The organism is Ruegeria marisrubri (genome assembly GCF_001507595.1).
Classification (GTDB): Bacteria; Pseudomonadota; Alphaproteobacteria; order Rhodobacterales; family Rhodobacteraceae; genus Ruegeria; species Ruegeria marisrubri.
Genome location: NZ_LQBQ01000001.1, coordinates 515,903 through 542,167, shown reverse-complemented (window position 1 = coordinate 542,167; position 26,265 = coordinate 515,903). Strand labels below are relative to the sequence as shown.

The 26,265-nt window shown below is 61.1% G+C and carries 28 protein-coding genes and 1 other RNA gene; 12 read left to right on the top strand and 17 right to left on the bottom strand.

Going from position 1 to position 26,265, the window contains the following annotated elements; translation table 11 throughout:
• Positions 1-23 precede the first annotated feature (23 nt).
• From AVO45_RS02585 to AVO45_RS02530, 12 genes are all read right to left on the bottom strand, one after another.
• On the bottom strand, positions 24-611 hold the full coding sequence (locus tag AVO45_RS02585; protein WP_082688631.1) for an OmpH/Skp family outer membrane protein: 588 nt from the start codon (positions 609-611) through the stop codon (positions 24-26).
• Positions 612-617: 6 nt separating this feature from the next.
• On the bottom strand, positions 618-2,921 hold the full coding sequence (gene bamA / locus AVO45_RS02580; protein WP_420819925.1) for an outer membrane protein assembly factor BamA: 2,304 nt from the start codon (positions 2,919-2,921) through the stop codon (positions 618-620).
• Positions 2,922-3,327: 406 nt separating this feature from the next.
• Positions 3,328-4,683 (bottom strand): RIP metalloprotease RseP, encoded by a 1,356-nt coding sequence (gene rseP / locus AVO45_RS02575; protein ID WP_068344168.1) that lies wholly within the window; start codon positions 4,681-4,683, stop codon positions 3,328-3,330.
• Positions 4,684-4,687: 4 nt separating this feature from the next.
• Positions 4,688-5,860: a 1-deoxy-D-xylulose-5-phosphate reductoisomerase gene (dxr, locus tag AVO45_RS02570; RefSeq protein WP_068344165.1), complete on the bottom strand. Its 1,173-nt coding sequence runs from the start codon at positions 5,858-5,860 to the stop codon at positions 4,688-4,690.
• On the bottom strand, positions 5,860-6,642 hold the full coding sequence (locus tag AVO45_RS02565) for a phosphatidate cytidylyltransferase (protein ID WP_068344163.1): 783 nt from the start codon (positions 6,640-6,642) through the stop codon (positions 5,860-5,862). The genes dxr and AVO45_RS02565 overlap by 1 nt, the downstream gene beginning before the upstream one ends.
• On the bottom strand, positions 6,639-7,370 hold the full coding sequence (locus AVO45_RS02560) for an isoprenyl transferase (protein WP_068344161.1): 732 nt from the start codon (positions 7,368-7,370) through the stop codon (positions 6,639-6,641). The genes AVO45_RS02565 and AVO45_RS02560 overlap by 4 nt, the downstream gene beginning before the upstream one ends.
• 9 nt (positions 7,371-7,379) lie before the next feature.
• Positions 7,380-7,943: a ribosome recycling factor gene (gene frr, locus AVO45_RS02555; protein WP_068344160.1), complete on the bottom strand. Its 564-nt coding sequence runs from the start codon at positions 7,941-7,943 to the stop codon at positions 7,380-7,382.
• A 190-nt stretch (positions 7,944-8,133) separates the two neighbouring features.
• Entirely contained in the window at positions 8,134-9,129 is a 996-nt protein-coding gene (gene acuI / locus AVO45_RS02550) for an acryloyl-CoA reductase (protein ID WP_068344159.1), read from the bottom strand.
• 95 nt (positions 9,130-9,224) lie between these two features.
• On the bottom strand, positions 9,225-10,319 hold the full coding sequence (locus AVO45_RS02545; protein WP_068344158.1) for a dimethylsulfoniopropionate demethylase: 1,095 nt from the start codon (positions 10,317-10,319) through the stop codon (positions 9,225-9,227).
• 1 nt (position 10,320) lies between these two features.
• Positions 10,321-10,827: a DinB family protein gene (locus AVO45_RS02540; RefSeq protein ID WP_068344157.1), complete on the bottom strand. Its 507-nt coding sequence runs from the start codon at positions 10,825-10,827 to the stop codon at positions 10,321-10,323.
• Positions 10,827-11,456 (bottom strand): DUF1326 domain-containing protein, encoded by a 630-nt coding sequence (locus tag AVO45_RS02535; protein ID WP_068344156.1) that lies wholly within the window; start codon positions 11,454-11,456, stop codon positions 10,827-10,829. Before AVO45_RS02535 ends, AVO45_RS02540 begins: the two co-directional genes overlap by 1 nt.
• A 17-nt stretch (positions 11,457-11,473) precedes the next feature.
• On the bottom strand, positions 11,474-12,211 hold the full coding sequence (locus AVO45_RS02530) for a DUF2182 domain-containing protein (RefSeq protein WP_068344155.1): 738 nt from the start codon (positions 12,209-12,211) through the stop codon (positions 11,474-11,476).
• Between the two features lie 100 nt (positions 12,212-12,311).
• On the opposite strand from AVO45_RS02530, the gene AVO45_RS02525 reads away from it, so the two are divergent.
• The 7 genes from AVO45_RS02525 to AVO45_RS02495 all read left to right on the top strand — a co-directional run bounded on the left by AVO45_RS02525 (position 12,312) and on the right by AVO45_RS02495 (position 18,264).
• The gene (locus AVO45_RS02525) at positions 12,312-13,046 is read left to right on the top strand and encodes a FadR/GntR family transcriptional regulator (protein ID WP_068344153.1); all 735 of its coding nucleotides are present in this window, start codon (positions 12,312-12,314) and stop codon (positions 13,044-13,046) included.
• Between the two features lie 127 nt (positions 13,047-13,173).
• Complete coding sequence (locus tag AVO45_RS02520) at positions 13,174-14,574, top strand: selenium-binding protein SBP56-related protein (protein ID WP_068344149.1); 1,401 nt, start codon at positions 13,174-13,176, stop codon at positions 14,572-14,574.
• Position 14,575: 1 nt separating this feature from the next.
• Positions 14,576-15,238 (top strand): hypothetical protein, encoded by a 663-nt coding sequence (locus AVO45_RS02515; RefSeq protein ID WP_068344146.1) that lies wholly within the window; start codon positions 14,576-14,578, stop codon positions 15,236-15,238.
• A 154-nt stretch (positions 15,239-15,392) separates the two neighbouring features.
• Positions 15,393-15,742, top strand: a transfer-messenger RNA (tmRNA) gene (gene ssrA / locus AVO45_RS02510).
• A 117-nt stretch (positions 15,743-15,859) separates the two neighbouring features.
• The gene (locus tag AVO45_RS02505; RefSeq protein WP_068344144.1) at positions 15,860-16,276 is read left to right on the top strand and encodes an ester cyclase; all 417 of its coding nucleotides are present in this window, start codon (positions 15,860-15,862) and stop codon (positions 16,274-16,276) included.
• 190 nt (positions 16,277-16,466) lie between these two features.
• On the top strand, positions 16,467-17,717 hold the full coding sequence (gene chrA / locus AVO45_RS02500) for a chromate efflux transporter (RefSeq protein WP_068344143.1): 1,251 nt from the start codon (positions 16,467-16,469) through the stop codon (positions 17,715-17,717).
• Positions 17,718-17,793: 76 nt separating this feature from the next.
• Positions 17,794-18,264, top strand: a complete 471-nt coding sequence (locus AVO45_RS02495; protein ID WP_068344142.1) for an SspB family protein — start codon at positions 17,794-17,796, stop codon at positions 18,262-18,264.
• A gap of 41 nt (positions 18,265-18,305) precedes the next feature.
• On the opposite strand, the gene AVO45_RS02490 is transcribed toward AVO45_RS02495, so the two are convergent.
• The gene (locus AVO45_RS02490; protein ID WP_240482042.1) at positions 18,306-18,869 is read right to left on the bottom strand and encodes a hypothetical protein; all 564 of its coding nucleotides are present in this window, start codon (positions 18,867-18,869) and stop codon (positions 18,306-18,308) included.
• Between the two features lie 207 nt (positions 18,870-19,076).
• Here AVO45_RS02490 and fumC point away from each other — a divergent pair, with 207 nt between their 5' ends.
• From fumC to AVO45_RS02470, 4 genes are read left to right on the top strand one after another with little or no spacing between them, the layout of a single operon-like run.
• A complete protein-coding gene (gene fumC / locus AVO45_RS02485; RefSeq protein ID WP_068344140.1) occupies positions 19,077-20,471 on the top strand; it encodes a class II fumarate hydratase in 1,395 nt (464 codons plus the stop codon).
• Positions 20,471-20,647, top strand: coding sequence for a DUF4169 family protein (locus tag AVO45_RS02480; RefSeq protein WP_068344139.1), 177 nt, complete (start codon positions 20,471-20,473; stop codon positions 20,645-20,647). Before fumC ends, AVO45_RS02480 begins: the two co-directional genes overlap by 1 nt.
• Positions 20,644-20,865, top strand: coding sequence for a ribbon-helix-helix domain-containing protein (locus AVO45_RS02475; protein WP_068344138.1), 222 nt, complete (start codon positions 20,644-20,646; stop codon positions 20,863-20,865). The genes AVO45_RS02480 and AVO45_RS02475 overlap by 4 nt, the downstream gene beginning before the upstream one ends.
• 59 nt (positions 20,866-20,924) lie before the next feature.
• A complete protein-coding gene (locus tag AVO45_RS02470; RefSeq protein WP_068344137.1) occupies positions 20,925-21,533 on the top strand; it encodes a DNA-3-methyladenine glycosylase I in 609 nt (202 codons plus the stop codon).
• A 28-nt stretch (positions 21,534-21,561) separates the two neighbouring features.
• Here AVO45_RS02470 and AVO45_RS02465 read toward each other — a convergent pair whose 3' ends face one another.
• From AVO45_RS02465 to AVO45_RS02450, 4 genes are all read right to left on the bottom strand, one after another.
• Positions 21,562-22,449 carry a fructose bisphosphate aldolase gene (locus AVO45_RS02465; RefSeq protein ID WP_068344136.1) on the bottom strand — a complete coding sequence of 296 codons (888 nt, stop codon included), beginning with the start codon at positions 22,447-22,449 and terminating at the stop codon, positions 21,562-21,564.
• Positions 22,450-22,521: 72 nt separating this feature from the next.
• Positions 22,522-23,871 carry a cytochrome P450 gene (locus tag AVO45_RS02460; RefSeq protein ID WP_068344135.1) on the bottom strand — a complete coding sequence of 450 codons (1,350 nt, stop codon included), beginning with the start codon at positions 23,869-23,871 and terminating at the stop codon, positions 22,522-22,524.
• Positions 23,868-25,079 carry a hypothetical protein gene (locus tag AVO45_RS02455; RefSeq protein WP_068344134.1) on the bottom strand — a complete coding sequence of 404 codons (1,212 nt, stop codon included), beginning with the start codon at positions 25,077-25,079 and terminating at the stop codon, positions 23,868-23,870. The genes AVO45_RS02460 and AVO45_RS02455 overlap by 4 nt, the downstream gene beginning before the upstream one ends.
• Before the next feature lie 60 nt (positions 25,080-25,139).
• On the bottom strand, positions 25,140-25,892 hold the full coding sequence (locus AVO45_RS02450) for a cytochrome c biogenesis CcdA family protein (RefSeq protein WP_068344689.1): 753 nt from the start codon (positions 25,890-25,892) through the stop codon (positions 25,140-25,142).
• Positions 25,893-25,997: 105 nt separating this feature from the next.
• On the opposite strand from AVO45_RS02450, the gene tusA reads away from it, so the two are divergent.
• The gene (gene tusA, locus AVO45_RS02445) at positions 25,998-26,231 is read left to right on the top strand and encodes a sulfurtransferase TusA (protein WP_068344133.1); all 234 of its coding nucleotides are present in this window, start codon (positions 25,998-26,000) and stop codon (positions 26,229-26,231) included.
• Positions 26,232-26,265 lie beyond the last annotated feature (34 nt).

Sequence of the window (26,265 nt, the reverse complement as noted above, 5' to 3'; positions counted from 1 at the left end):
CCGCTCTCCAAGAGCAAGCGTGCCTATTTACCCTTGGGCTTTTCCAGATCCCTGCCGTCGCCAATCGCCGCATCTATGCGGGCGATTGCGATATCGGTGATATCGGTGGCATCGGAACTGAGAAATACGCTCGACCGTTCGAGAATGACACCAGCGCCCGAGTCGTGTAGCAGCGCGACGAGAATCGGGCGGGCCAGTTGCAGAAACGTTCCGCGAGCCTCTTCGCCTCGCGCGCCAAGAGCCTCCAGCTTGGCGCGCTGGCCGTCCCGGTGGCTTTGCACCTTGCGATCGAAGGCATCGGCCAATTCGCGGAAAGCGTCAGGATCCATCTCGGCGCGCTTTTGCGTCAGTTCCTTCTCTTCCCGGCTCAGTTCCGCGACGATACGTTCGTTTTCGGCAGCAAGCGCCGCTCCTTCGGCTTCGATTTCCCGGATGACCCGCTGCCCGAAAGCCGATTCAGAAAAAAGGCGATCGCTTGAGATCGTCAGGATCGGTGCCTCGGGCAAACCAAGCTGCTGCGCATGCCCCGCCACGGGCCCCATCAGAGCCAGAAAGACGCACAGGGCCCGCAAGGGGCCCTGTCGCAAAAATTTCAGCAGACCTATGTCCATCAGGCGTCAGAACCTGGCCTGAATGGTCAGGTCGAAACTCTGTTCCTTGTCGAAATCTTCTTTCTTGAGCGCCTTCGAGAAGTTGAACTGGAGCGGTCCGAACCCGGTGGTCCACAGGAAGGACAGGCCGACCACATGCCGCACGGAGCCGTCGGCACCGACGACGTTCGCACCGGCAGTGTTTACATCCGACAGATCCCACAGGTTTCCGACGTCGTAGAAAACGCCGCCGCGCAGCCCCAGCTCTTCGGGCAGACCCAGCGGGAATTCGGCTTCCAGGCGGGTGACCCAGTAGTAGTTGCCGCCGATGGCATCATCCTGCCCGTTCGACAGGTCGCGCGGGCCGATACCGGCCGGTTCGAAACCACGGAAGGTGTTGGGCCCGAGGATGAAACGGTCAATCGTCCGGCTGAAGTTGTTGCCACTCCAGGACAGGGCGCCCGCCTCCAGGGTCGCCCGCAGAGTCACCTCTTCGTTCAGCACCTTGGTCTGGGCAATGACGCGGCCCGAGGTCTTGATGAACTCGTTGTCTCCGCCAAGACCGGCGGCATCGACACCTACCGAGAACAGGATGCCGGAGTTAGGATTCAGGCCACCCAGACGGCTGTCATAGGTATACTTGACTCCGAACAGGCTCGTGGTCAGCTTGCCTTGCGCGATTTCGGAGCTGATGACGGCCCCGTTCACTTCGTCATCCCGGGCTTCCATCTCGCTGTCCTGCCAGCTGTAGCGGAACTGAACCGAGGACAGCTCGCCGGTATCGAACGTCAGAGCGGGATTGAAGAATACGCGCTTGACGTCATAGGACGCAAAGCTCGAGTTCTGCGTCGACAGTCCGGTTCCGAGGTCGAAGCGCAGCTTGCGGCCCAGAAGATAGGGCTCGGAAAAGTTGACAACGTACTGCTCGGAGTCCTGCGCCGTCGACAATGTCAGGCCCAGAGTCTGTCCCCGACCGAGGAAGTTGGTTTCCTGCAGGCCGATGGCGACACCGAAGCCATCCGAAACCGAGTAACTACCGCCGAGGCTGAGCGAGCCTGTCGGCTGCTCTTCCACATCGACATCGATGATGACTTGGCTTGGCGACGAGCCTTCGCGGGTTTCCACGTCTGCGGTCGCGAAGAACCCGAGCGCACGGATCCTTTCGGCGCTTTGCCGGATCTCACGCGGGTTGAAGGGGTCACCCTCGACCGAGTTGAACTGACGGCGGATCACGCGATCGAGGGTCGTGGTGTTGCCCTCGATGTCGATCCGTTCGACAAAGATGCGCGGCCCCTTGGTCAGCGCGAATTCTACGTCCAGCGTCAGGTCGCGGTTGTTGCGCTTGATGCGCGGCTCGACCCGCAGGAAATCAACGCCCTGCTTGAGGCCCAGCCGCTCCATGCGCGCGATGGAGTTTTCCACCAGCGACGGCGAGTAGGTGACGCCCGGCTTGATCTTCAACGCCTTTTGATAGGCGGCGGGGTCAACGCCGGGGATCTCGCTGACAGTCGTGATCTTTCCGAATGAGAACTGCTGACCCTCGGTCACGTTCATCACTAGGTAGAAAGCATCGCGCTCGCGGGTGAATTCAACATTCGCGCTGTTGACGCGGAAATCGACATAGCCGCGGGACAGGTAGAAATCACGCAGCACCTGTTTGTCGAATTCGATCCGGTCGGCAATGAAGGTATCCGAGCGCAGGAAGGTCCGCAGCAGGTTGGCCTGCTTGGTTGCCAGCACCTGGCGCAGACGGCGGTCCGAGTAGGCACGGTTTCCGACAAAGCTCACCCGTTCGATCTCGATCGTGGTGCCTTCGGAAATCTCGAACACCAGATCGACGCGGTTGTCGCTGCGGCGGATGATGCGCGGCACGACGGTGGCCGAGACGCGGCCCTGAGCCGAGTAGATCTCGGCGACGGTGTTGGCGTCCTTTTCGGCCTGCTCGGGTGTGAACACCTTGCGCGACTGCGAGCCGATGGCGTCCTGCAACACCTCGTCCTTGACCCGGCGATTGCCCTCGAAACTGATCCGGTTGATCGTCGGATACTCGGTCACCGAAATGACCAGGGTATCGCCTTTCGGCGTCAGCTCGACTGTTTCAAAAACGCCACTGTCAAGCAGTCGCTGGTATGCGTCATTTACTTGCCCCGCCGACACCGGCTTGCCGCGCTCGATTCCCGTACGCGCCACGATGGTAGCGGTTTCTATGCGTTGGTTTCCTTCAACCCGCACCGAATTGAAGGTGTAGGTCTGAGCATCTGCCGGCAGGGGCAGAACCAGAAATACCGTTGCAAAAACGAAGGAAAAAACTGCTGCAACCCGCCACAACATGTGGACCTTTGCCGCATCGCAACCGCAGGATGTGCCCGCGCCTCGCCCGTCAGTCATTGTTATCACTACCCAGCTCTTTTGAGACGTTAAAAGCTGAGTACCCACATTGCCAAAGGTTGTCAAAAGCACAAAGCAACAACGCGGCCCGTCGGGCCGCGTTTCGTTGTCTTACACCTGCTGGAGGGAATCACAGGGACGCCACATAGGCCCCCAATGCAAGAGCCAGGACAATTGCACCAAAGCTAAGGAAACGGTCCCAGTTCAAGGTCATCAATAGGCTCAGGCCACGATAGGAATTCTCAAGAGTTTTTGGCATGTCTCGCCCGCCTGCGTTCGCATGGATAGTTCCTGTTTTCCGGCATTCTATCCAGCGAATATGGCCAGAGTTTGGCGCAGTGTACCTTGCTCAGCAGAAAATGTCGTTGCTCAGGGCGAACACCATCAATGACAGGATTATCGTAATCCCGATCGCCATCAGCACCCGCAAGGCCGCGTCGCTGGGCGGACGTCCCGACACCGCCTCGTAGGCGTAAAACAGCAGATGGCCGCCATCCAGCGCCGGAATGGGAAAGAGATTCAGTAGCCCCACTGCGGTAGAAAGCACCGCAATGAAAAATACAAAGCTCTGCGCGCCTTGGCTCGCCATTTCGCCCGAAGTTTCCGCAATCCCGATGGGTCCGGAAATGTTGCAGGTGCTGATCGCGCCGGTGACCATGTGCCAGATTCCCGACAGCGATCCTTCGATGACCTGCAACGTCTGCAATGCACCGCCAACCAGAGCAGTGCCGAACCCTGTCGGCTCTGTCGCCGGCTCCAGTGCCATACCGCCAACAATTCCGATCCTCCACCGCGTGACGAATCCGCCGCCGGGTTTGGGCTCATCCGTGCGTCTCGGCGCCAGCGCAAACTCGAGTTCCGCACCGTCTCTCCAGACAGTCAGCAACAACGGGCGCCCATCCGAACCTTCGGCCTTCTCCTTTAGTTGTTCAAAGGCGAATATCGGCTCTCCATCCACTGCTACAATGACGTCGCCGACCGCCAGACCGCTATCCATGGCGGCGCTTTGCGGAGCCAGTTGCTGGATTCGAGGCGGGAACAGCCAAGGACCATTTACCGTCAGTTCCTGACCATCGCGCAGCACCTTGTATTCCAGAGTCGGCTGGACAGGCAGCGCTTTCACGAATTTCGACCAACTGCCGTCCTCGCCGCCGAAACCCGGCACCGGAATCTCTTCGATCGCGACAATTTCATCCCCGACCTGCAGTTCCTGAACCGCCCCCGGCAACGGGTAAAGCGTGCCGACGGTCAGCGGGTCCTTGGGTTGCCCCTGGCTCCAGAAGACCAGGCCGAAAACCAGAACGGAGAGGATGAAGTTGAACACCGGGCCCGCAGCAACCGTTGCCGTGCGCGCCCACAAGGGCGCACCATGCATTGTCCGCCGCAATTCTTCTGGATCGCGCAGGTAGATCTCGGCAATCGTTTCGCTATCCTTGCCCGAGGCGGCGTTGGAATCGCCGAGGAACTTGACATAGCCCCCAAACGGAAAGGCTGCGATTTGCCATCGCGTTCCGCGCTTGTCGGTACGACTCCACAGCGCCGGGCCCATACCCACGGAAAACACCTCGGCGTGAATGCCCGACCATCTTCCGACGATATAGTGGCCAAATTCATGCACCGCGACGATGACCGAAAGCGCCACCACGAAGGCAACCACCGTGTAAACAAAACCGCCAAATTGGGGGATCAAAGAAAAAATATCCAAATTCCTAACCTGCTCGCGTAACCACGGCCTCGTCCAACCACCTACGTGCCAGATGGTCCGTTTCAAGAACGTTATCAAGTGTCATGGGGAGATCAAGCAAACCATTGTCCATTTCAAAGCGGCTCAGGACCGCCTCTACGCGATCGGCCATCTCCAGAAACCCGATCTTGCGGTCAATGAACAGATCCAGCGCGCGCTCCTTGGCCGCATTGAAGGCTGCTCCGGCAAGGCCGCCACGTTCCATAACCTCACGGGCGAGGCGAAGTGCGGGATACCTGCTCTCGTCCGGCGTCCTGAAATGCAACTGTCCCAATTTGGCCAGATCCAGCCGCTCGACGGGCAGGTCGCGCCTTTCCGGCCAGTGCAGAGCATAGCCGATGGCATGGCGCATGTCCGGCGCGCCCAGATGCGCCATCAGGGCTCCGTCACGGAACCCGACCAGCGCGTGCACCATGGATTCAGGATGCACCAGAACCTCGATCCGGTCCGGTTCTACCCCGAAAAATTCATGTGTTTCTATGACTTCCAACGCCTTGTTGAACATCGATGCGCTGTCGATCGTGATCCGTTGCCCCATGTTCCAGTTCGGATGGCACGACGCCTGTTCGACCGTCGCGCGGGCCAGATCCTCGATCGGCCAGTCACGAAAAGCACCGCCGCTCGCAGTGATGATGATGCGCTCGACCGCGGACATGTCCTCGCCGACGAGGGCCTGGAAAACGGCGGAATGCTCGCTGTCGACCGGTAGCAATCCGGCCCCATGCCGGCGCGCGGTCTCCAGCACAAGCCGGCCGGCGCAAACCAAGGTTTCCTTGTTGGCCAACGCGAGCGTTGCGCCTTGCTTCAACGCTTCGATCCCGGGCGCCAACCCGGCCGATCCCACGATGGCCGACATCACCCAGTCAGCCGGGCGCGACGCGACCTCGACCAGCGCGGTTTGCCCCGACGCGGCCTCGATCCCGCTGCCGGCCAAGGCCGCCCGCAGATCGTCCAGATTTTCGTCATAGGCCGTCACGGCCACGTCGGCGCCCAAACGGATCGCGTCCTTGGCCAACTGGCTTACATTCGCGCCGCCGGTCAGCGCCACCACGTCATAGCGCTCCGGCTCGCGAGCGATCAGGTCGATGGTGTTCTGACCGATCGATCCGGTCGCGCCGAATATTGAAACCTTTCGCATTACATGGCTCCGGGCGAGTAAATCAGCCCTGCAATCAGAACGAACACCGCCGCCCCCATCATGCCGTCAAACCGGTCCATGAATCCTCCATGGCCGGGAATGAGGTTTGAGCTGTCCTTCACCCCGACCGTGCGCTTGATCGCGCTTTCGGCAATGTCGCCGGCCTGGCTTGCCATGGAAGTCAGAACCGAGACGACCACCAGCCCGAAGCCCAGTTCGTAGTAAGCTGCAAAGCCCACGCCCACGAGCGCCGCCGCAACCCATCCGCCTGCAGTGCCCGACCATGTCTTTTTCGGGCTCACCCTGGGCCAGAATTTGGGGCCGCCCAGTGCCTTGCCAGCGAAATACCCGGCCACATCAGTCACCACGACGACCGAGATAAGCCACACCATCCAGCCGAACCCCATGGACTCGCGTATCGAGATGAAGCCGAGCCCCGCCGCCGTAATCCAGATTGCAAAGACAGCGTAGAGCCCCCGATATGCGCCGACCTGCCCTGCCCCGACCAGAGCGGGCGCCAGAAGCAGGGGCAGCGTGAAAACGGAGGGCATGTGGTAGCTCAACACGACCGCAAACGCGGTCAAAAGTCCCAGTTGGACGGCAACGCCGAACCGCTCCGGTTCGACCATTCGGACGAGTTCCCAGATCATCAGCGCACAGACTATAGCGATGAATGCCTCGAACCAAATCCCGCCCAGCCAGACTTCGACCGCGCCCACGGCGATCAGAACCAAGGCGGACCCGGTTCGGGCTGCGAGGTCAGACCAACGGCCCTCGTTCATGCTGGGACCTTCCCGAACCTTCGTTCGCGGGTTCCAAAACTCCGACAGAGACGCTCCAGTTCGGCGGCGGTGAAATCCGGCCACAACGTGTCGATGAATTCGTATTCGGCATAGGCCGACTGCCAGAGCAGGAAGTTCGAAATCCGGGCCTCGCCGCTCGTGCGGATCACCAGATCCGGATCCGGCAAAACGCAGGTATCCAAGTATTTTGGCAGCGTTTCTTCATCAACGTCTTCGGGCCTGAGCTTGCCTTCCGCAACATCCTGCGCAAGCCTCTTGGTGGCCCGGGCCACCTCGTCCCGCCCGCCATAGTTCAGCGCCACCGTCAGGTTGACACCGGTATTGCCGCAGGTCTGCGCCTCGAGCGCATCCATCAGTTCCACCAGTTTCGTGTCGAGGCGCACCCGATCGCCGATAAAGCGCACTCGCACGTTGTTCGCCGCTAGCGCCCGCGTTTCCTTGGCGATATAGCGCCGGAACAGGCTCATCAGCCCGGCCACCTCGACCTGCGTACGCTTCCAGTTCTCGGTCGAGAAAGCAAAGATCGTCAGGTATTCGATTCCCAATCGCGGACAGGCCTCGACCACTTCGCGCACGCGCCGGGCACCAGCGTGGTGCCCGAACAGCCGCGGCCGACCCCGTGCCTGCGCCCAGCGGCCATTGCCATCCATGATGATGGCGACGTGGCGCGGACCAACAGGAGATTCGATTTTGGGATCCCTGGACATGACCTCGGTTCAGACCTGCATGATCTCGGCTTGCTTGGTCTCAAGCGCAGCATCCACGGCCTTGATCATCTCGTCGGTCAGATCCTGGACTTCGCTTTCCCAGAATTTCTGGTCATCCTCGGACATACCGTCAGCCTTGGCCTTCTTGATCTGATCCATACCGTCACGGCGCACATTGCGGATGGCCACGCGCGCATGCTCCGCATATTGGCCGGCCACCTTGGTCAACTCGCGGCGGCGCTCTTCGTTCAGTTCGGGAATCGGCAGCATGATGATGGTGCCGTTGAGCTGCGGATTGATGCCCAGACCGCTTTCCCGGATCGCCTTTTCGACCTTTCCGACCAAGGACTTGTCCCAGACATTAATGGTGACCATCCGAGGTTCGGGCACATTCACCGTGCCGACCTGGTTGATCGGGGTCATCGAGCCGTAAGCGTCGACCATGATCGGATCCAGCATCGAGGCCGACGCCCGCCCCGTTCGCAACGAGGCGAATTCGGTCCGCAGGTTCGCCATCGCGCCTTCCATGCGGCGTTTCAGGTCATCGGTGTCCAGTTCGAAATCGTCAGACATGCTGCTCACTCCCCGTATTCAGGTGCTGTTCGGATGGGTCATAAGCCATCGGAAATGGGATGTATAGCAATCTAGCCGGGGAAATGTGGCAATGGCGAGAACAGTTTCGCGGCTTTTTTTGTTTTCTTCCGAAAAAACAGCAGCGGCTGCCCGACGGGTCGCCGGACAGCCATCAGGTCAAGGCATCGGTTCAGGCGTTCACGTCGACGACGACGCGCCCTTTGACCTTGCCCTTCAGAATGTCTGCGCCCAGCTGCGGCAGATCACCCAGCGTGGCGGGCTGCACCATCGCCTCGAGCTTGTCCATCGGCAGGTCAGTCGCGATGCGCTTCCATGCGCGGACGCGATTTTCGTAGGGCTGCATGACGCTGTCGATGCCCAGCAGGTTCACCCCGCGCAACAAAAAGGGTATCACGGTCGCGGGCAAGGCCGCGCCGCCAGCCAGACCAACGGCGGCAACCGAGGCGCCATATTTCATCTGCCCCAGCACCCGCGCCAGCATCGCGCCGCCGACGGCGTCCACGCAACCAGCCCAGGTTTCGCTCTCCAGCGGCCGCTTGGTGGTCTCGTTCAGTTCCTCGCGCGGCACGATGGTCGCAGCACCGAGGGATTTCAGGTAATCGCCGGTCTCGGGGCGCCCGGTGACAGCCGCCACCTCGTAACCGAGATTGGCCAGAATGGCCGTCGCCACCGAACCCACGCCACCAGCGGCGCCGGTTACCAGGACCGGACCCTGCCCCGGTTGCAACCCGTGATCCTCAAGCGCCATCACCGCCAGCATCGCGGTAAAGCCTGCGGTGCCCACCGCCATGGCCTGCCGGGTGGTCAGCCCCTCGGGCAACGGCACCAGCCAATCCGCCAGCACGTTGGCCTTCTGCGAATATCCGCCCCAATGCGCCTCACCCACGCGCCAACCGGTCAGAACCACCTTGTCACCCGGCTTGTAGCGGTCGTCGGAAGAGGCCTCGACCGTTCCGGCAAAGTCGATGCCCGGGACATGTGGGTACTTCCGAACCAGCCCGCCGCCATTGGGACTCAGGCACAGGCCATCCTTGTAGTTCACGGTCGAATACTCGACCGCCACGGTCACCTCACCATTCGGCAAAACGTCTTCCGAAAGCTGCTTGACCGACGCGGTCACCTGACCGCTTTCTTCATCTTTTTCAACCACCAACGCGTTGAACATGATCTCTCTCCTTTTCGTCGAGGCCGCCCGTGCGCACCCCACATCTTCATCTTTTCCCAAATACTCCCGCCGGAGGCGGCGCGACCTCGTCGCGCCTACCTCCAGAACTTCTCCTGCACCACGGCCCACCGCATTCCGTGTTCCGTTTCGATCTCGATTCGCGTTCCCGGCGCCCAGTGAGAGCGGTCCACCATGCCGATGGCCACGTTCACCCCGAACTCCGGAGAGAAGACGGCCGAGGCAACCTGCCCCACCTGACGCCCCTCAGCCAACAGCGGCCATGACCCGGTGCAGAGCCCGATCTCGCCTTCGATCACCAACGGGCGAATCTGACGTGGCGGCCCGTTTTTGGCCTGCTCGGCCAGCGCGGCCTTGCCGATGTATTCCTCGGGCGAATTGCAGAAACGCCCAAGGCCACATTCATAAGGCGTGTTGTCCCGCCTCATGTCGCTGCCAAAGCTCAGAAGCCCGCTTTCGATCCGTTCAATGTTGTTCGGACAACCGGCCCGCACGTTCAGATCCTCCCCGGCCGCGAACAGGGCATCCCAAAGCGGCATGCCGTATTCCGAGCCTTCCACATAGATTTCAAAACCGCCCTGCTTGGACCATCCCGACCGGGCCACCACGAACTTACGTCCTTGGAAGGGGAGCCGTTTGTAGCGGAAGAACCTGATCTCTCGCACCTCCTCGCCGAAAACGCGTGCCATCAAATCGTCGACCTTGGGTCCCTGAACCGCCAGGGGCGACACATCCGGCTCGTCGATTTCGACATCCAGCCCATGCGCAATAGCGATCCCCAGAGCGAACTGCCACAGATCCCCGTCCGCAACGGACAGCCAGTAATGATCGTCGGCCAGCTTCACCGCCACCGGATCGTTCAGCATCCCCCCCCGGTGGTCCACTGTCGGCACGTAGTAACACTGATCGGCCTGCATCCGGTCCATGTCGCGCGGGCTGAGCATCTTCATCAGCCGCAGGGCGTCCGGCCCCTTGATCTGAACCTGCCGTTCACAGGCCACGTCCCACACCTGGACATGTTGTTTCAGATGCGCGGCATCGGCCTCGACGCTTTCGAAAAACGTCGCCAAAAGCATGTGGTTGTAGACCGTATATCCACCAACCCCCGCAGCCTCCACTCCGGGCGTGAACGGGGTTTTGCGCACACGGCGCGACGGAGTAATCACCGCCATGTCAAGGCTCCTCAGGCATGAACACCAGATCACTCACCGGTGCTTCTGCTCCTGCTTCGGTCAGCATTTGGTGCAACTGGCCCCGGTGATGGGTTTGATGGTTGAAGAAATGGACGACGCACAGCGCGTAGGGCCTGGTGACATCCTGCCCAAGCACGGCGGAATGCCAGGTAAGCTCGCCGGTCAACGCCGCATCCTCCAGCTTGTCCACCCAGTCGGCGATACGGGCATCGGTCTGAAGACGCGTTGGCCGCCATTCCTCCAGATCGGCGCAGATCGACACGCTCTCGGGGATGCCGCCGCCGGGTTCCGGTCCTCCATCGAACCGGGATACCCAAAGCCAATCGGCCCACAGCAAATGGTTGGCCGTCCCCAGGATGGACCCGAAGAAAGCCCCCCGATCTTTCGTCAACTCTTTGGGATCGAGCGCCGCGAGACAGCCCGCCAACTGCCTGTTTTGCCAGGCATTGTAGCGGGCCATCTGTCGGGCGAACTCGGCCGAGATCATCACTTCGGCCCGTGCCAGTCGATCTGGCAGATCTCGGCCGAGCGGCCGTCGAAATCCCAGACCCGGCCAAAGGCGCGCACCTTGCCCTTGGTCGCGGTGGCCACGGTGATGTCAGGGCCCATCCAGTATTCGGTATTGGTGACGACGATATCCTTGCCGTCCTTGCCTTCGACCGGAACAACTGAGCCTTGGATCTTCTTGCCGACCATCAGACGCCGTTCCTTGCCCACGGTCTCGAAATGCACCGGAGACCGCTCGGCCCCCAGGAACTCGCTGACCAGAACCGAGAACAGCCCGGTCGTACCCCGCGCCGCGCCCGAGAAGATGTTGACCAGCCCCTCATAGGCCGCCTCGGATGCTCGGTCGTCGATGAAGGCCGCGGCCTTCCAGTTGCCGCGCCCCATGTTGCCCGGAATTTCCAGGAACAGGCCCACGTTCAGACCCGACAGGTCCTCGTCGCCGTATTGGCCCTCGTCGATGCGGATGCCCGCCCAGGCCTGGCAATAGCCCTCGGTCGGCGGATGCTTGCCCAGGCTGACCACGCAGGGACAGAACACCGTGCAGTTGCAGTTCAGGATCAACTCGCCCTTGATGGTCCAGGGCACCGTGCCCACCGTATCCAAAGCCATGTCTGTCTCTCCTCTTGTCAGACTGTCGTAATCACGACCCAGGCGGCCCCGACCAGCAAAGCCACGCCCAGCGGGCGGGTCACAAGTCGGCCCAGGTCGGGCAATTTTTCGAAAACCATCAGCAGCGTGGCCAGCCCCATGAAAGCCAGGTTCATCACGCCGCCCACGAAGGCCAGCAGCATCAGCGCCCAGCAGCAGCCCAGGCAGACCAGCCCCAGCCGCAGCCCGTTGCGCCACGGGCCTTCCTCCCAATGCTGGATGAAGAAGGTCAGCGGATGGCGGCACTTGCTCAGGCAGGCCTCTTTGATGGCCGAAAACTGGTACAGGCCGGCCACCGCCAGAAGGCTCGCGGACAACAGCCCCGAGACGCTTTCGCCCAGCCCGTTCACCGCGCCCGCCCGGTACAGTGCCATCTGCGCCAGCGCGGCCAGAACGGAAAAGCCCAGCCAGACCGCCAGATACCCCGCCAGCAGGTGTCCGAACCGGGTGCCCGGCGCGGCGTGGGACAGGTCGTCATAGGTGGCAAAGGCCGGCAGCGCGGTCGGCGCCATCATCGCCGCCGACATCAGCGCCCACATGGCCACCATCTTTGACAACCCCGCCGCGTCCGGTGTCACCGTGCACAGGCTGCGCCAGAAATCCTCGCCATAGATGGCGCCCAAGGCGCGCATCTCGGCGGGAACCGCCATCAGGTACAACGCGCCCCACGCAAGCAGGATGGCCGCGAACAGGGCCAGCCAGTGCGGCGCTGCCATGGCTCTTATCCGTTGCACGGTCACGACCCTCCCTGCGACTCAACTCTTGCTTTTCAAATGTCAGACTTTTAAATGTCAGACAAATAAAAAATGCACGGCCATGAAAATCGACCCGCAAAATCCCGCCGACCTGTCCGCCCAGATCGCCCAAGCCATCAAGCAGGCGATCGTGTCGGGCGAGTTGATCGTTGACGCCCGGCTGCCGTCCGAGGCGGAACTGGCGGATCAGTTCCAAGTGTCCCGCCCCACCGTGCGCGAGGCCCTGAAACGGCTGGCGGCGCAGTCGTTAATCCGAACCCAGCGCGGCGCGAGCGGTGGCGCCTTCGTGAACCGGCTGAGTTTCGAGGACGCCTACTCGCAGCAGATTACCACCTCGACGCTGTTGCTGTCGATGAACGCGGTCAGCTTCGACACCGCCTGCGAGGCGCGCTATGCGCTGGAGCGGGCCTGTGCGCCGCTCGCGGCCGAGCGCCGGACACCGGACCAACTGGCCACCATGAGGGCCGAGATTTTCCGTCAGGCGCAACCGGGCCTTAGCGATGAATCCTTCTGCGCCTCGGACGTCGCCTTTCACCGCGCCCTCGTCGATGGCGCGGGCAATCCGGTCCTGTCCTATCAACTTGCCGGCGCGGTCGAGGCAATGCAGCCCTTGATGAACATGATCACCTTTACCGCGCGGTCGCGCGAGGCGATCATAGCTCTGCACACCCGGATCGCAGATGCGCTCGAAGCCCGGAATGCTGAGGCGATCGACGAGGCCCTGGTCGAGCTCGAAGCCTATACCCGCCAGTTGGCCCGCGACGTCGCGGAACGTCGGCGAAAACAGGCAGACTGACCCAATTTCAAAAGATTCTTGACGGACCAAGGCCGCTGGGCGGACACTTGGCCAGGCAGCATTTCGCCGGCACCAAGACCGGTTCTCATCAAAATAATTAAACATCAAATCGTTACGGGAGGAAGTTATGAACCTTAGACCGGACCCGACCTTCTATCCGTCACCCAAGCTCGCGATGGAGGGACCAGTCGAAAAGCTGGCCTTCACCCTGATGCTCAGCCCAGACTTCTCGCAGCCCGATGGTTTGGCCGTGGTGAATGTGGACCCCAGTTCGGACGATTACTGCAAGATCGTCCACACGGTCATCATGCCCGAAAAGGGCGACGAGTTTCACCATTTCGGCTGGAACGCCTGTTCGTCTTCGCTGTCGCCTCTGACGGGGCACGCGTTTCTGGAACGCAGGTACTTGATCATCCCCGGCATCCGGTCCAGCCGCATCTATGTCGTCGACGTCAAGGAGCCGTTGAACGCCAAGATCCACAAGATCATCGAACCCGAGGAAGTCTTTGCGAAAACGGGCTATTCCCGCCCGCATACCATCCATTGCGGCCCCGAGGGGATCTATGTCAGCACGCTTGGCGGCGGTGGCCCCGATGGCACGGATGGACCGCCGGGCATCTTCATCATGGATTGCGAGACATTCGACATCATCGGCCGCTACGAGATCGAGAGGGGCGTGCAGGACAAGCATTATGACTTCTGGTGGAACCTGCCGCGCGACTACATGGTCAGTTCTGAATGGGCGCTGCCGCCGCAGTTCGAGAACGGGCTCGTGCCCGAGGATCTTCTGTCCAACAAATACGGGCACCGCATCCATTTCTGGAACCTGCGCAACCGAACCAACATCCAGACCATCGACCTGGGCGAGAACCACCAGATGGCGCTGGAAATCAGGCCGGCGCACGATCCGGTCAAGCAGCACGGCTTCTGCGGGGTCGTGGTGGACACGACCAACTTGCAGGGGGCCGTCTTCACCTGGTGGCGCAACGAAGACGGCAGTTTCGAGGCTAGGAAAACCATAACCATCGACCCGCAACCCGCTGATCCGGACGACCTTCCCGACCTGCTCAAGGGGTTCTCGGCCGTGCCGCCTCTGGTGACGGATATCGACCTGAGCATGGACGACAGGTTCCTCTATGTATCTTGCTGGGGCACCGGAGAAATGCATCAATACGACGTCTCGGATCCGATGAACCCGAAACTCGCCGGCAAGGTCGAGATCGGCGGCATCGTCAAGAAGACCAAGCACCCCAACGGCAAGGATTTCGGCTATGGCCCGCAGATGGTCGAGATCAGCCGCGACGGCAAGCGGGTCTACTGGACCAACTCGCTGTATTCCACTTGGGATGACCAGTTCTATCCCGGCGACCGCGGGGCCGCGATGGTCAAGGCAGATGTCGGAGAGGATGGCGGCCTGGCGCTCGATCCGAAGTTCTGGATCGATTTCCCCAAGGGCTACCGCACGCACCAGATCCGGCTTGAGGGCGGCGACTGCTCGACCGACAGTTTCTGCTACCCGTCGGTCTGAGTTGGGCGACCTGACGACCACGACGGCGGGCCTCTGGCTGGCCGTCGTTTTGAGCGGTCTGTATCACGGCATCAACCCTGGCATGGGCTGGCCCCTGGCGGTCTCCGCCGCGATGATGGAGCGACGGACGTCGGCCTTGTGGGCCGCTCTGGCCGCCCTTGCCGCCGGCCATTTCGTCGCAATGTTGGCCATCCTGCTGCCGTTTACCGCGATGACAACACTCATCGAATGGCAGCGCGAGATTCGCATCGCCGCCTCGCTTCTGGTGATCGGCATGGGTCTCTACATCGCCGTGACGCGACGACACCCGCGATTTCTGGCCCGCGTGCCGCCTTCCCGCCTGGCCCTGTGGTCTTTCCTCGTGGCACTTGCGCATGGCGCGGCCCTGATGATTCTGCCGATCTATCTTGGCCTGTGCAGCGTGGAAGAGAGCGACGCCGGCCATCGCGCGGCCGCCGAGATCATGGGGGAAAACGTCAGGCTCGCCCTTGCCGTGTCGGTGATCCATACGCTTGCGATGATCGGCGCGGGCGCGGCGCTGGCCTATGCGGTTTTCCGATGGCTCGGCCTGCGCTTTCTGTCCCGCAGCTGGTTCGATCTGGAGCTTGTCTGGGCGTTCAGCCTGCTGCTGGTCGGAGGCATCGGTCTGTGGGCGGCAATATGAGACCTGCAACCGCAACGAAAAGTCGTGCCACTGTTCGCAAGCCGCGACTCCCTGACGTCAAGATATCACCATTATTATCTGATATTAATGGCTTTTTCTGGTTTTTGGAATCGCAAACTCCAGCACCAAAGTCAGTCCGGCAAATACGCCTCATCCGCTTGCAATGGCCACAGGCGCTTACTATATTTCGATCGTTCGCAAGAACTATGGACATAAACGCGCTCGTAATAAGCGGATCGGACCCGGGGGCGGTACCCGGCGGCTCCACCAAAATCCCATCATTGGCGGGACAGCGGGGCCGAAACAGGATCGACGAACGTGTAAAGGGGTTTGCTTTGTCCCGGTGAGGTACCACCGTTATCGGTCCGTAAAGCATAATTGCCAATGACAATCGTGCTCCGGTTGCAGTTGCTGCGTAAGCGGTAACAAGACCGAAAACTTAAGCCCTTGCGCCTAGCCGCGTAAGGCGGGGTTCGCAGGTACCTGGCAACAGAAACCTGCATTTCACCTTTCATGTGCATACAAGTCCCCTATTTGGACTGAGCCCGTTCAGGCTTCGTTCATCCTTTTCGGGCAGGGTTCCGCCAAACAGTACGGAGACCCGAAAAGACGAAATCAGAAGTGCTGAAGGCGTGGTATGCCGAGGTTTGGGAACAGGGCAACGCGGATGCGATCCAGAAATATTTTTCTCCCGACACGATGGCCGAGGGGCTGATTCCCGAAATGCAGGTTGGTCCGGATGATTTTCGTGATCTGGTGGCTGCATTCCGGCACATTCTCGGCGAGATCCGCGTCGAGCTTCCCAAGATCATCGAAGATGGCAACTGGCTGTCGGCAATTCTGCACGTTCACACTTCGCGCGCGGACAACGGGGCGCCGATCGAGGTCACTGGTCAGGTTATGGCGCGGTTTCGCGACGGCAAGATGGTGGAGACCTACAATCAGTTCGACTTCATCTCACTCTTCGAACAGCTGGGACAGTTCCCAAAGGATACCCTGCCCGTCTGCATGACCGGCCAACGGCTGGACTGGGCATAGCGGCAAGGCCTGAAATCGCTTGCCAATGCGCGGTGGGACACCGATACCGTCTTACAACGTCCCACCGCTGTTCAACGGGGCGCACGACACCAACCAAGATGGCGGGCCCCATGACCGACACGACTGCACGGCACCAGAAGGCGCACCACAAATTTCTGCCGCTGGGGCATGGAACAGCGCGCGGCCAGACATGACCCCGACGATTGGCGAACTCTTTCACGTCTTTGGGCGCATAGGCATCTTGTCCTTTGGCGGGCCTGCTGCGCAGATCTCGCTGATGCATCGCGAACTTGTCGAAGACCGCCCCTGGCTGGACGAGCAGACCTACCTGCGGGCACTGTCGCTGTGCATGCTTCTTCCCGGCCCCGAGGCCATGCAGCTGGCGACCTATGCGGGCTGGCGTCTGCGCGGCGTCGCAGGTGGCCTGATCGCCGGCACCCTGTTCGTCTTGCCCGGCGCCGTCGTCATTGCCGTTCTCGCCGTCCTCTACGCGGCATTCGGGGACGTGCCGGTGGTGCAGTCCGCCTTTCTGGGCATCAAGGCAACAGTCATCGTCATCGTCCTGCAAGCCTTGTTGAAACTTTCCGGAAAGGCGCTGAACGGCACCAAGCCTTTCCTGATTGCGGTCTGCGCCTTCCTGGCAATCTTTGCATTCGACCTGCCATTTCCCCTGATCGTTCTTGCCGCGGCACTGTTGGGGTTCGTGACCGGGGATCAGAAAGGCGAAACCATCATGCCACCGCTTTCGGCCGAACCTCGCCCGCTGTCCACGGCGGCGCTATGGATGACCTTGTGGCTGGCCCCCCTGATCACGCTCACATTTTCCGAGCAGGAACTGCTCAGCGATCTGGGATGGTTCTTTGCCCGACTCGCCGTTGTCACCTTTGGCGGCGCCTATGCGGTTCTCGCCTATATGACCCAGACCGTGGTTGATCACTACCATTGGATCACCACCGAACAGATGATCGACGCGCTCGGTCTGGCTGAAACCACACCGGGGCCACTCATCCTTGTCACGCAGTTCGTCGCCATGCTGACCGGGCAGATCGCCGGCGGTGCCCCGCTGGCGCTGGCTGCGGGGGCGGTCGCGCTTTGGGCCACTTTTGTGCCCTGTTTTCTTTGGATATTTCTTGCCGCACCGTATCTGGAGCAGATTGCCGCGCGCCCGCGTCTGTCTTCGGCCTTGCGCGCAATTACTGCCGCCGTGGTCGGTGTGATTCTCAACCTCTCTGTGTGGTTTGGCTTGAACGTACTCTTTGAAACGGTTCACGTATACAGTCTGGGGCCGGTATCGATCCCGAGCCCCGTGACGGACTCTGTCGATCCGCTCGCGGTGGCCTTCACGTTGCTGGCCGCAACCCTTGTTTTTGGCGCGAAAACCGGTTTGGCGAGAACCTTGGCGGTGATGGCGGCCGTAGGGGCAACAAGCCATTTCTTCTAACCAATATTGCGAGAGATGGGCTTTTGTTTCCGTCGGAATCCCCTATGCTGGAGAGAAAGTTTATTGAGGATTGGAAATGTCGCGAGACATCAATTACGGGAACCTGATGCACACCGCCATGCGGGGGCTGATCAAAACCGTTCTAGCCCAGGTATCGGAACAGGGACTGCCCGGTTCACATCATTTTTTCATTACATTCGACACCCGGCACGACGGCGTGGAACTCGCTGACTGGCTGCGCCAGAGATATCCCGGTGACATGACAATCGTCATGCAGCACTGGTTCGAAAATCTGATCGTTGATGACGATGGATTTTCGATCACGCTGAACTTTGGAGACACCCCCGAACCTCTCTACATTCCCTACACTGCCATCAAGACTTTCGTGGACCCGTCAGTCGAATTTGGCCTGAGGTTCGAAAGCAGTGACGAGGGCGAAGAAGAAGAGTTCTCGGAGATCCCCGACACCGTCGAAGCGGAAGACCACGACCCGGGCGAAGAACAACATGACGCCGACGTGGTTTCGCTCGACAGTTTCAGAAAGTGATCGGGCAAGGTGGGCACGGCGCCAACCCGTCGTGCGCAGCGCTACTGCTTTTCGAGAAAGGTTTCGACCGAGCGGGATTTTGTTCCGTTTCGGAAACGGGAAAATGACAGGTTCAGCCCGCCCTCCGCCAGCGTGCGGTCGAACTGTTGCATCTCGTAGCCGCCGTGGTCATCGATGAACAGCGAATATACGGTCAACGTATTGCCTTCGATGCGTCCCCACACATAGGGCTCACCCTTCATGGGGTTGAGTTGAACCTCGTGCCCGAAAACATTCCGGGCCATCGCGGCAGCATAGACATTCGGCCGGTCTGATGGCACGAAATCAACGGAATACCTCCCCTCCTTGATGCGACCATCCGGCTTGTAGGTCGTCGTCGTCCAACTGACGTTGAAGCCTTTTTTGGTCTCGGTGATGGTCACGCTCATGTCGCGCGGCGTTGTCGTGCCGTCGGCATCGACGATCTCGGCCGACCCCTTGTAAGACCCGACGAAAGGCGTGATCTCCGAGGCTTGCCCCGGAGCGGCCATGAACAGAAGGCAGAACAGGCTGAACACCACCCACCACGGGCGCAGCGTCCGTCGGTTCTTCATAGATCCCTGCATGGCCGCCTCCGTTTGTCTGTCTTGCGCCATTCTACAGGGGCGCCGGTCGCGCACAATGGCGCGAATTGCCCGACCACGAAAATTTGACGCGGCCTTTGCGCCTATACCTCTTGCGCGCTTGCCCCTATGGTGCGCCCAACTGGCCGATTGCGCCCTGACGGCGCTCCGGCTAAACGGCATACAACTGCATACCTGACGGAGTGACAGATGTCTCAGACCCGCACTGAAACCGACAGTTTTGGCCCGCTGGAAGTGCCCGCCGACAAGTATTGGGGAGCGCAAACACAGCGTTCGATCATGAACTTCCCCATCGGCTGGGAGAAGCAGCCCGTGGCCATCATCCGCGCGCTGGGCGTGATCAAGAAAGCCTGCGCGATGCAGAACAAGGCAACGGGCAAGCTGGACGCAAGGATTGCCGACGCAATCATCCAGGCCGCCGGTGAAGTGTTCGAAGGCAAGTTCGACGACAACTTCCCGCTGGTCGTCTGGCAGACCGGCTCGGGCACCCAGTCGAACATGAATGCCAACGAGGTGATCGCCAACCGCGCCATCGAGATCCTGGGCGGCGTCATCGGCTCGAAAGACCCGGTGCACCCGAACGATCACTGCAACATGGGGCAATCGTCGAACGACACTTTCCCCACCGCCATGCACATCGCCACTGCGATGAGCGTGCGCGACGTTCTGCTGCCGGGGCTGGAGAAGCTGGCCGCCGGGCTCGAGCAGAAGTCCGAGGAATTCAAGGACATCATCAAGATCGGGCGCACCCACACGCAGGACGCAACTCCGCTGACGCTGGGCCAGGAATTCAGCGGCTATGCCCATCAGATTCGTCAGGGCATCGCCCGCGTGAACGCCGCCATGCCGGGCATCTACGAGCTGGCGCAGGGCGGCACCGCCGTCGGCACCGGGCTGAACACCCAGAAGGGCTGGGCCGAGGCCGTCGCCGCCAACATGGCCGAAATCACCGGCCTGCCCTTCGTCACCGCGCCCAACAAGTTCGAGGCGCTGGCCGCCCATGACGCGATGGTGTTCCTGTCGGGCGCCTTGGCCACGGTCGCGGGCAGCTGCTACAAGATCGCCAACGACATCCGCTTCCTCGGCTCGGGGCCGCGCTCGGGTCTGGGCGAACTGATCCTGCCGGAGAACGAGCCCGGCTCGTCGATCATGCCCGGCAAGGTCAACCCGACCCAGGCCGAGGCACTGACCCAGGTCGCGGCCCACGTCATGGGCAACGACGCCGCGATCAAGTTCGCCGGCAGCCAGGGTCATTTCGAGCTGAACGTCTACAACCCGATGATGGCCTACAACCTGCTGCAGTCGATCCAGCTGCTGGGCGACGCGACCGACAGCTTTACCGAGCGCATGCTGCTGGGCATCAAGGCCAACGAAGAGCGCATCGACAAGCTGATGAAGGAATCGCTGATGCTGGTCACCGCTCTGGCGCCCACCATCGGCTATGACAACGCCACCACGGTCGCCAAGACCGCGCACAAGAACGGCACCACGCTGAAGGAAGAGGCCATCAAGCTGGGCTTCGTCGACGAGGCGACCTTTGACGCCGTCGTGCGCCCCGAGCAGATGATCGGGCCCAAGGACTGATGGGCAAGCCGGTCAACCTGAACCGGTATCGCAAGGAAAAGGCGCGGGCCGAGAAAAAGGCCCGCGCCGACCGGAACGCGGCGGCGTTCGGGCGCAGCAAGGCGGACAAACAACTGGACAAGGCCCGCGCCGACAAGGCCCGCCGCGATCTGGACAATCACGAGCTGGATGAATGAGCGGACCGCCCGTCAAACGCTCGCTGACCCTAAAGGGGCACCGGACCTCGGTCTCCCTGGAAGACGAATTCTGGCAGGCCTTCCGAGAGATCGCCAAGGCGAAATCAATGCCGATCAACGTGTTGGCATCCGAAATTGATGCGGCGCGAGACCCGGAAACCGGCCTTGCGTCGGCAATGCGGGTTTTCATCCTGAACTGGTATCGCAACCGCGAATGACCCTTGATATGCGGCTGGATTGCTGGCCCAATACAAGTGGAACAAAACAGGATCATTAGATGACCGACACGATTCTCGGCCCCGACGGGCACCCCCGCTGCCGTTGGTGCCAAGCCGCGCCCAAGTTCTTTGACTATCATGACAACGAATGGGGCTATCCCGTCGGCGACGATCAGCGCCTGTTCGAGAAACTCTGCCTCGAAAGCTTTCAGTCGGGCCTGAGTTGGCGGACGATTCTGGCCAAGCGCGAGAACTTTCGCAGGGCGTTCCACGGGTTCGACTTCCACAAGATGGCCGATTTCACCGATCACGATGTCGAGCGCCTGCTGCAGGACCAAGGCATCATCCGCCACCGCGGCAAGATCGAGGCAGTCATCAACAACGCGCGCAGGGCGCAGGAACTCGTGGCCGAAACGGGTTCACTGGCCGCCTATGTCTGGCGATACGAGGCGCGGCCCGAGGATCTTCCTCCGCCGCAGTCCGCCTCGACCTCGCCAGAATCAGTCGCCATGTCCAAGGATCTCAAGAAACGCGGCTGGAAATTCGTGGGCCCAACCACCGTTTTCGCCTTCATGCAGGCGATGGGTCTGGTCAACGACCACGCCGAGGGCTGCGTGATGCGGGAAAAGGCCGCAAAGCTACGGCGGGAATTCACCAAGCCCGAATGAAAAGGCGCCCCGTAGGGCGCCTGAACCGTCACACCGATGCGCGGTAGATCTTGTCGATGTTGCTGCCAAGCGCGGCGTTGAACTCTGAATCCGACATCTGCTTGGAGAGGCCCTCGGTCAGGGCGCGCGAGAAGGATGCGATCATCTTGTCGTTCTTGCTCAGCAGGTCGCAGGCCTCTTCGGTCGAATACCCTCCCGACAACGCCACCACACGCAGCACGCGCGGATGGTCGGCCAGCTCGTCATAGAGGTTGGCCTTGGTCGGCAGGGTGAGCTTGAGCATGATGTCCTGCCCCTCTTCCAGCGTGTCGAGCTGTTTGAGGATCTCGGCCTTGAGGATGTCCTCGGCCTCGGCCTTGGTTTCCGAATGGATGTTCACCTCGGGCTCGACGATCGGAACCATGCCGGCCGCGATCACCTCGCGCGCCACGTCGAATTGCTGCGCAACCACGGCGGCGATGCCCTCGGCGTTGGCCTCGTGGATCACCGAACGCTCCTTGGTGCCGAATACACCCATCGAGGCGGCTTTTGCCAGCGTTTCAGACAGCCCCGGGATCGGCTTCATCATCTGCACGCCGTTGGCTTGTTCCTCCAGCCCCTTGTCGATCTTCAGAAACGGCACGATGCCTTTGACAGACCACAAGTAATCCGCCACCTTGCGGCCCTCGATCTCTTCGCCCAGCGTGCGTTCGAACAGGATCGCGCCGATCACTTTTTCCTTGGTGAAGTCATCCGCAAGAATGATCCGCGCCCGCATGTTCTGGATCTCGGCGAACATCTCTTCTTCGGACCCGTACTGCGAGGCATCCACGCCATAAAGCGCCAACGCCTTGGGGGTCGAGCCGCCGCTCTGGTCCAGAGCCGCAATGAAGCCCGCACCGTTGGTCATCTGTTCGCGCTGGTCTGCCTTGGACATATCACTTTCCCGTTCAATCTGATTCCGACTTCCGCTTTCGCATACAGCAAGGCTTGGGCGGATGGTAGCGTGTTAGCGCTCAAGGATCCGCAACCAGATGCCGTCCTTTGCCCTTACGGTCAGATGCGCGACCGGCACCGGATCGCGCCCCTCGATACGCTCGAAACGAAACCGGCGCAGGAGCGTTGAAAGGACCAGCGGCCCCTCGACCATGGCAAACCCCGCTCCGGTGCAGACCCGTGGCCCGGCAGAGAACGGGATGTAGGCATTGCGTTGGCATGACTTGCCATTTTCCGTTTGCCAGCGCGCCGGGTCAAATTCGTCGGGACGCTCCCACACGCGTTCATGACGATGCAGGTGCCAGGGGCTGAGCACGATCTGCGCCCCCTTGGGAACGTCGCGGTCCCGGAACCGCTCTGGGCCCGTCACCTCGCGCACCATCATCGGCACAGGCGGGTAGAGCCGCAGCGCCTCACGGAACACGTCGCGGCTGAGCTTGAGGCGGGACATGACCGCGAAACTCTGGTCATCAAGTGCGCTTGCCTCTTGGGCCACTTTCTCCTGCCACTCGGGATACAGCGCCATCAGATACAAGGTCCATGCCAGGGCGGACGCGCTGGTTTCGTGGCCGGCGAGGAAAAAGATCGCCACCTGGTCGATCATTTCCTGCGTGTCGAACGTCTCGCCCGTGATCGGATCGGCGGTGGTCATGATCTTGGTGGCCAGATCATTGGGGGCGGTTCCCGCCTTGATCTCGGCCATGCGCTGATGGGTCAACTGGCGGATCAGCCCCCGTATTTCAGCGGCATTCGCCCGGGTCGCACGGGAATGAAACCGCGGGACCCAGCCCGGCACCCGGATGAAGGCCGCGAGGTTCAGCAGGGGCTGGGCACGCTGGTAGGCGCGGAACCGGTCGAACACCCGCGCAGCGATCTCGTTCTCGATCGGAATGGAGAACAACGTGCGAAAGATCACATCCGCGGCAACGTGGCTGGTGACCTCTTCGAATTCCGTTTCCTGCCCCAAATGATCCTGCAAACGGGTCACGCAGGCATCGGCGGCGGCCTTCATCGCCGGGAAAGTGTCGCGCAGCCTGCCACCTTCGAATGCCGGGTCTATGATGCGGCGCTGGCGTTTCCAGACCTCTCCATTGGTCAGAAAGACCGACTCGCCCAGCAGCGGCCTCAGCCCCTCGCGAATACGATCGGACTTGGGAAAGTCATCGGGACGTTGCTTGAGGACGGTGTCGATCAACTGTGGCTGGTTGATCAGGAATGACTTGAAGAACGGCGTGCGAAACTCGGCCATCCACGCACGGTAGAGCCGTTGTGGCTGCGCCGACAGAAGGTCCCGCCGGAACAATTTCAGATACCGCCACAGTGAAACCTTGTCGGCGCGCGCGGGCGGTTTCGGCGGTGTCATGCGGCCACCGACCTGTATTTCGACACGGCCACCTCCAGACGCGACCGCGACGGTGCCCGACCCTCGAACCGAGCGGCCAGCGTCATCGGGCCGGCAGTGATCCGGAAATAGTCGTAGTCGCCGGGCCGGTCGAAGGCGCACAGATACTGGAAGTGCAGCCTGAAGAACTTCCAGCGCAGCTGGGCCCAGCGAGCCGGTGAGAGCGTCTGGGTGAAGGCCGCTGACAGAACCAGAGGCCAGCGTTTTTCGGGCATGGCGACACCGCTTACCGCCACCGGGTCGCAGAGCGCAAACGAACAGCCGTCACCGGGGGCGGAAACATCGACCCAGGCCAAATCATCGCTGGTGCTGAGGAGTTTCAGGTCGGCGCGCAACCGGTGCGCCTCAGGCAGGAAGGAGACCATGGGCACCACCTGCCCCAGTGACAAAAACCCTAACGCAGGCCTTTTGCCGGACAAGTTCCCCCGACGGATCACATCAGCCAGAACCGATACGCCCATATGCGCCCCACAGCTGTGGCCGACGACAAGAACCTCGTCCACGTCATCCTGCATCGCAGCACCGACCAGATCCGAGAATTCCGATATTTTGGCTTCCAGTTCCGGCGGATACCGCCCCCAAAACCGAGCGGAAAACGCGTAATCCTGCATCAGGTAGTAGACGAGGAACCGGTGATTGAGACTCCGGAACCCCATCAGGATCAAAACGGCCACCAAGACTGCCAAGACCAGCCCGGCCCATGGCGCCAGAGGTGCAACCGAGAGCGCCAGCCACCCTGCTCCGACGGCAAAGAGCAACTGCAGCACCAACATCCCGACCGGATAGAGAACGGCAAGGACTGGCCCCTTGCGCATCCGCATGAGCCGCCACAAGGTGCCCGACGAGATGTAGATCCATGCGGTTCGCACCAGTTGCAGGTAGGTCGCGGGAATGGATTTCGACATGCTGGCCTGCACGACATCCGACCAGACCAGCACGCGGATATCCGAATGCACAAGGCAACCATCCTGTCTGGATGTCACTTCCCATCCATAAGGGCCATCGCCATTTCCCGGTCTGAGTTCGACAACGTAACCAGAAATCCGCGCCTGCTCGGCCGCCTCGCGGCGGTACAGCTCTCGATACCTGCGCGGTGGAAACGGGTCATAGCCGGGAATATAGAAAACCCGGCGGCGGCAAACCTTGTTTTGCGGCGACTGGCTGCTCATGTCCCTTACCTCTGCCGCGCAGCCTATCGCAGCAACGGGGTCAGTGTCAGCCATGCAGCGCTAGCCAAGCGTCGCAAGGCCTGGGAAAGTTTCCAGCAGCCACCAGCTGAACGAGGAAAACAACCCGGTCACCAACATGATTCCGACAAGCAGCAGCAAGGCCCCCATCGCCTTTTCGATCTTGTCCATGTGTGGCTTGATCCGGTTCATCACCGACATCGAGCGGTTGAGGAACATCGCCGCCAGCAGGAAGGGAATGCCCAAGCCGGCCGCATAGACCCCAAGCAGGAAAGTGCCACGCGCCACAGAGGCCTCGGAAGCCGCCAGTGACAGGATCGCCCCCAATTGCGGGCCGATGCAGGGGGTCCAGCCAAAGGCAAAGGCCAGCCCCAGAAGATAGGCCCCAAAGACCGACCCGCCGGCATCTCCGGTTTCCATCCGCGCTTCGCGGTCCAGAATCGGAATGCGGAAAACGTTTAGAAAATGCAGGCCGAATATGATGACGATTCCACCTGAAATCTTTGCGAAAAGCTCCTGATTCGACAGAAAAAACGCGCCGAACGCCGAAGCCGTGAACCCAAGCAGTAGAAACACGGTCGAAAGACCCAGCACAAAGAATAGCGCAGCCAGGGTTGCCCTGCGTCGCGCTTGCGCCTGATCCTGCATCTCGTGAATGGTCACACCGCTCATATAGGCCAGGTAAGGCGGCACGATAGGCAGAACGCAGGGCGAGAGAAAGCTGATTATCCCACCCAGCATTGCAACGAGCATCGCAGGCAGAAGGCCCGCGTCGATGATATCGATTCCAAACATATCCTGCACATATGCCATCATTGCGGCGGCGTCACGAGGCCATGCGGTCACATCCCCGTGCCCCGGACGCTGGACAGATCACGCAAGGCGGAATATCTGGCATACATGACCGACGCAACCGAGACATTGGACGCACTGGGGTTGCTCTGCCCCCTGCCCGTCCTCAAGGCCCGAAAGCGGCTGAAAACCATGCCCGATGGCGCGCTGCTGCGAATATTGGCGGACGATCCGGCGGCCGTCATCGACGTGCCGCATTTCTGCGCCGAGGCAGGCCATGCGCTGGTTTCCCAGACCGAGGAACAGGGCTATCGCAGCTATCTGATCCGCAAGGGCGGATAAGAAAAAGGCGGGCCTCAATGACCCGCCCTTTCCT